The 5,652-nt window shown below is 74.6% G+C and carries 5 protein-coding genes; 4 read left to right on the top strand and 1 reads right to left on the bottom strand.

What is annotated here, in order from left to right; translation table 11 throughout:
* Nucleotides 1-12 precede the first annotated feature (12 nt).
* Nucleotides 13-291, bottom strand: coding sequence for an Lrp/AsnC ligand binding domain-containing protein (locus E1265_RS32755; protein ID WP_132934596.1), 279 nt, complete (start codon nt 289-291; stop codon nt 13-15).
* 161 nt (nt 292-452) lie between these two features.
* Between E1265_RS32755 and E1265_RS32760 the strand changes: the two genes are divergently transcribed.
* The 4 genes from E1265_RS32760 to E1265_RS32775 all read left to right on the top strand — a co-directional run bounded on the left by E1265_RS32760 (nt 453) and on the right by E1265_RS32775 (nt 5,575).
* Nucleotides 453-1,811 carry an NYN domain-containing protein gene (locus tag E1265_RS32760; protein WP_132934597.1) on the top strand — a complete coding sequence of 453 codons (1,359 nt, stop codon included), beginning with the start codon at nt 453-455 and terminating at the stop codon, nt 1,809-1,811.
* Between the two features lie 254 nt (nt 1,812-2,065).
* Nucleotides 2,066-3,118 (top strand): C40 family peptidase, encoded by a 1,053-nt coding sequence (locus tag E1265_RS32765; protein WP_132934598.1) that lies wholly within the window; start codon nt 2,066-2,068, stop codon nt 3,116-3,118.
* Nucleotides 3,119-3,395: 277 nt separating this feature from the next.
* Nucleotides 3,396-4,358: a C40 family peptidase gene (locus E1265_RS32770; protein WP_132934599.1), complete on the top strand. Its 963-nt coding sequence runs from the start codon at nt 3,396-3,398 to the stop codon at nt 4,356-4,358.
* Nucleotides 4,359-4,420: 62 nt separating this feature from the next.
* Nucleotides 4,421-5,575 carry a glycosyltransferase family 4 protein gene (locus E1265_RS32775; RefSeq protein ID WP_132934600.1) on the top strand — a complete coding sequence of 385 codons (1,155 nt, stop codon included), beginning with the start codon at nt 4,421-4,423 and terminating at the stop codon, nt 5,573-5,575.
* The last annotated feature ends 77 nt before the right edge of the window (nt 5,576-5,652 follow it).

A 5,652-nucleotide genomic window follows, 5' to 3' on the forward strand; every position in this document is an offset into this window, starting at 1 on the left:
GGGTGGGGGAAACTACTCGAGGCCGATGGCGAAGGCCGCTTCGAGGTCGTGCTGCGAGTACGTGCGGAAAGCGATGTGCGTCTCCGTCGACTCCACCCCGGGGATCTTGCTGAGGCGCCCGGGGATCACCTCGGCCAACTGGTCGTGGTCCCGCACCCGCACCATCGCGATCAGGTCGTGCGGGCCCGTCACCGAGTAGACCTCGCTGACCCCGTCGAGCGCGGCGATCCGCTCCGCGACCTCGGGAACGCGGTCCACGCTGGTCTTGATGAGGACGATCGACGTGATCACTGCTTGGCCCCTTCCGGACGCGGTACCAGGGCCACACCTTAGTCGTCCCCTGGTCGGGCCGCCGCGCCGGTCGTGGGCAGACGCGGACGGCACCAGGCCGTAGGGTGACACTGGATGGAGAAGCGGCAGTGGCTGACAGGACCCGACGGACGGACTGAGCGGTGGCGGATCCCACGGATGACGAGGGGGCGGCGAGGCGGCCGGAGGCGGCCGAGTCCCTCGACCGACCGCTGCCCGAGCGGGTCCGTCACCGGGTGATCGTGCTGGCCGGCGACGCCTTCGGTTCGCTGACGATGTCCGAGCTGCCGCCCTCGCTGCGGCAGTACGCCCGTTTCCAGCCCGCCCGCCGGGTGAAGTTCGGCGGCAGCGCGATCGCCGCCGCGTTGGAGAGCGACGCCATCTTCCGGCAGCGGGTCGGGTCCCGGATGCGGGAGGTGGAGCCGGAGCTGGCCGAGGCCGTGGAGAGCGGCGCCCCGCCGCCGGCCGCCGACCCCGTCGAGGTGGCGGCCGCGGCGTTCGTGCTGCGTCCGCCCGGCTGGGCCAAGTTGGTGGCCGCCGCTGGCGAGGAGGCGCAGCGGGCCCAGGAGGAGCGCGCCAGCCAGGAGCGGGAGCGCGAGCTGGCGCGGCTGCGTGAGGAGTTGGCGCAGGTCAGCGCCGCGGCCCGGGCGGACGGCGACCGGCTGCGCGCCGAGTTGGAGGCGGCACGCAAGGAGACGGACGCGGTGCACCGCAAGCTCCGGAGCGCGGTCAGTGACGTGCGGCGCGGCGAGGCGGCGCTGCGCAAACTGCGGGCCGAGCTCGACGAGGTGCGGGCCGAGGCGGGGGTCGCCAAGGCGCAGGCGGACGGCGAGGCCAGGCGGCTGCGGTCGCGGCTCGCGGAGGCCGAGTCGGCGCTCGAGGCGAGCCGGAAGTCGGTGCGCGAGGGGCGCGGCATCGAGGACATGCGGCTGCGGCTGCTGCTCGACACGGTGCTGGACGCCGCGCAGGGCCTGCGGCGCGAACTGGCGTTGCCGCCGGCCACGTTGCGTCCCGCGCAGACGGTGGACGCGGTGGAGCCCGGCGGGTTGACCCCGCAGGACGTGGCGCAGCGGGCGCTGGCGGCCGACGACCCGGCGTTGCTCGACCAGTTGCTGGCGCTGCCCCAGGCGCATCTGGTCGTCGACGGCTACAACGTGACCAAGACCGGCTATCCTACGATGCCGTTGGAGAAGCAGCGGCTGCGGCTGCTCCGTGGCCTCGCGGTGCTCGCGGCGCAGACGGGCTCCGAGATGACCTGCGTGTTCGACGGGGCCGAGCTGGCCGCGCCGGTGCTCGTGACGCCGCCGCGCGGGGTGCGGGTGCTGTTCAGCCGGCCGGGGCAGACGGCGGACGAGCTGATCAGACAGCTGGTGCGGGCCGAGCCGGCCGGCCGTCCGCTGGTCGTAGTGTCCTCGGACCGCGAGGTCGCGGACGGCGTGGCTCGTTCGGGCGCGCGCCCGGTCGCCTCGGCGATGCTGCTGAAGCGGCTCGCCCGCACCTGACGCGCAGACCGTCGCGCGCCGTACGGAGCGTGTGCTTCCGCATGCGCCCGGTGTGAGGTAAGTAAAAAATATCGGTGGGGATTTGAACCTACGAATGCGCTGTCGCTAGGGTCTGGGCTCGAACCTTCGCGCGGTAGTCCACCCATCCGGGGTGGCCGTGGAGGAACCGCCGATTCCGCGGCGCAGGTGCGCGGAGCCGGGGCCCCGCCCCCACACTCCCGGCAGGCGGCTGGAGGAAGAAGGAGCTCGCCCCAGTGGCGTCCCACCGTCGTCCCAAGCAGCCAAGCCGTGCCCGTGTCACCTTCTTCGGCGCCGCCGCCACCGCGGCCGCCACCGTCGGCATGACCGCCCAGTCCGCCAGCGCCGACCCGGGTTCCACCAGGGAAGAGGTGCAGGAGGAGGTCGACCGCCTCTACGAGGAGGCGGAGGCGATCACCGAGGAGTACAACGGCGCCAAGGAGCGCGAGGGGGAGCTGGAGACCGAGATCGAGGAGCTCCAGGACTCCGCGGCCCGCGGCCAGGAGGAGCTCAACGAACTGCGCGCCAGCCTCGGCGCGGTGGCCACCGCCCAGTACAGAACCGGCGGCATCGACCCCTCGGTGCAGCTGTTCCTCGCCTCCGATCCCGACGCCTACCTCGACCAGGCATCGCGGCTCAGCCAGGTCAGCGGCCGCCAGGCCGAGACCCTGCGGCTCATCGAGAACGCGCAGCGCGACCTCGACCAGCGGCGCGACGAGGCCGCCCAGCGGCTCGCCGAGCTCGAGCAGATCCGCACCGACCTCAGCGACCAGAAGGACGAGATCCAGGGCCGGCTGAGCGAGGCCCAGGCCCTGCTCAACCAGCTCACCGAGGAGGAGCGGGCCGCGATCGCCGCCGAGGAGGCCGCCCGCCAGGCCGAGGCCCAGGAGCGCGCCAACCGCGACTCGGGACGCACCGCCATCACCGACGGCACCTCGTCCTCCTACGGCGCCGCCGCCCTCAACGCCGCAGCCAGCAAGCTCGGTTCGCCCTACGTGTGGGGCGCCACGGGGCCGAACTCCTTCGACTGCTCGGGGCTCACCTCCTGGGCCTACGCGCAGGCCGGCGTCTCGCTGCCGCGCACCTCCCAGTCGCAGGCCACCATCGGCACCCGGCTCTCGATGAACGAACTCGCCCCCGGCGACCTGGTCTTCTACTACGACGACCTGCACCACGTCGGCCTCTACGCCGGCAACGGGCAGATCATCCACGCCCCGCGCCCCGGCTCCAGCGTCGAGTACCTCGGCGTCGACGTGATGCCGTTCATGTTCGGCGTCCGGGTCGGCTGACCTCGGCCGACCGGCCTCGTCCGTCCAGGTGATTCCGGGAACGTCCGACACCCCCAGGCGCCGGGCGTGACCTGCGGTTTGCGTGTCACGACACGGGCCGCGCGGTGACGTCGTTTCGCCAACCGCCGCCACCACACGGCTACATTCTGCTGCGCTCACGTCCCCAACGAAGGGAGCGCGGCCCGCTGTGGTCCAGCATCGACACCGCCGTCCGCCCCGATCGCGGCCGGTCCTGGCCGCCCGTGCCACCGTGTTGACGGCCGCCACCGCGGCCGCCATGACCGCGATCCCCGTCCTGGCCGCCCCCGTGGCGCCGACGGAACCGCCCGCCGACAGCGCCGAGGCGGCCCGGGAGGTCGACCGGCTCTTCGCCGAGGCCGAGCGCGCCATCGAGGCGTACAACGGCGCCGCCGAGCGCGTCCAGGTGCTGGAGGCCGAACTCGAGAGCAGCCAGGAGCGGGTGGCCCGCGGGCAGCAACTCGTCAACGACCGGCGGCACGTGATCGGCGCCAACGCCGCCGCCCAGTACCGGGCCGGCGGCCTCGACCCGACGCTGGTCCTGCTGCTCTCCGACGACCCCGACACCTACCTCGCCAGGGCCGCCGCCGTCGAACGCGCCGGCGCCCGCGGCGCCCAGGGGCTGCGCGACCTGCTCGACGCGCAGCGCGGCCTCGACCGGCGGCGGGCCGAGGCCGACGCGCGGCTCGCCGAACTCACCGCCGAGAAGGAGGAGCTCAATCGCCGCAAGCTCACCGCGCAGCGGCGCCTCGCCTCGGCGCGCCGGCAGTACGAGCGGCTCTCCGCCCGCGAGCGTGCCGAGCGCGCCGAACGCGAGCGTGCGGCGCGCGACGTGCGGCGTGCCCCGGCCACCGTCCCCGTGACCGGCCCGGGCAGCGCGCGCGCCGCCGTGGCCGTCGCCGCGGCCCGCGGCGTGGTCGGCCGCCCCTACGCCTGGGGACAGGCCGGGCCCACCGCCTTCGACTGCTCGGGACTCATCCAGTGGGCCTACGCGCAGGCCGGGGTCTCGCTGCCGCGCACCTCCCAGGGCCAGGCCGCGGCCGGCCGCCGGGTCTCCCTCGACGAGGCACGCCCAGGCGACATCGTCGTCTACCGCGCGGACGCCAGCCACGTCGGGATGTACGTCGGCCAGGGCCAGATCGTCCACGCCCCCTACCCGGGCGCCACCGTGCGCTACGAGGGCGTCGGCATACTGCCGATCTCCTCCGTCGTGCGCCCCTGACGCGGGTGCTCCCCCGACACGGGTGACGCGGACCGAACCCACGATCGGTATCGTCTCGTCCGATGCGTAAGACGCTGATCGTCACCAATGACTTCCCGCCGCGCCCCGGCGGCATCCAGTCCTTCCTGCACAACATGGCCCGCCGCCTCGACCCCAACCGTGTGGTGGTCTACGCCTCGACCTGGAAGCGGGACGCGGAGGGCCGGCGGGCCACGGCCGACTTCGACGCCGAGCAGCCGTTCCCGGTCTTCCGGGACCGGACCACCATGCTGCTGCCGACTCCGGGCGCGACCCGGCGCGCCACCGCGCTGCTGCGCGAACACGACTGCACCGCCGTGTGGTTCGGCGCCGCGGCCCCGCTCGGCCTGATGGCACCCTCGCTGCGCGCCGCGGGCGCCGAGCGGCTGGTCGCCACCACCCACGGCCACGAGGCGGGCTGGGCCCAACTCCCGGGCGCACGACAGCTGCTGCGGCGCGTCGGCGAGCACACCGACACCATCACCTACCTCGGCGAGTACACCCGCTCCCGGATCGCCCGCGCGCTGAGCCGCGACGCGGCCGCGCGCATGCTCCAACTCCCGCCCGGCGTCGACGAGAAGACCTTCCACCCCGACTCGGGCGGCGCCGCCGTCCGGGCCGCGCTCGGCCTGACCGACCGGCCCGTCGTGGTGTGCGTCTCCCGCCTCGTGCCGCGCAAGGGCCAGGACACGCTGATCCGCGCCATGCCGCGGATCCTGGCAGCCGAGCCCGACACGGTGCTGCTGATCGTCGGCGGCGGCCCCTACCGGGCCGACCTGGAGCGCCTGGCGGCCGACGTCGACGTGGCGGCCTCGGTGCGCTTCACCGGCGAGGTGCCGTGGGCCGAACTGCCGGCGCACTTCGGCGCGGGCGACGTCTTCGCCATGCCGTGCCGCACCCGGCGCGGCGGCCTCGACGTGGAGGGCCTCGGCATCGTCTACCTGGAGGCGTCGGCGACCGGCCTGCCGGTCGTGGCCGGCGACTCGGGCGGGGCGCCGGACGCGGTCCTGGACGGCGAGACCGGGTGGGTGGTGCGCGGCGGTGCGGAGTCGGCGCCGGCCGAGACGGCGGACCGGGTGGTGACGCTGCTGCGGGATCCCGAGCTGCGGCGCCGGATGGGCGAACGCGGCCGCGCCTGGATCGAGGAACGCTGGCGCTGGGACCTGCTGGTCGACCGGCTCGCTGCGGCTCTGTCCTGACCGCTGGGTCTTCCCCTCCCCACCCACCCTTCCGCTACGCGCTCGGCGCGGCCCGGCCCGCGTGCGCCCCCACGCAC

It is taken from the genome of Streptomyces sp. 8K308, assembly GCF_004348315.1.
GTDB lineage: Bacteria > Actinomycetota > Actinomycetes > Streptomycetales > Streptomycetaceae > Streptomyces.

Excerpts from the sequence above, each read along its gene's own strand:
- E1265_RS32770 (WP_132934599.1), top strand. The coding sequence starts at position 3,396 with ATGACCGCGATCCCCGTCCTGGCCGCCCCCGTGGCGCCGACGGAACCG.
- E1265_RS32775 (WP_132934600.1), top strand. The coding sequence starts at position 4,421 with ATGCGTAAGACGCTGATCGTCACCAATGACTTCCCGCCGCGCCCCGGC.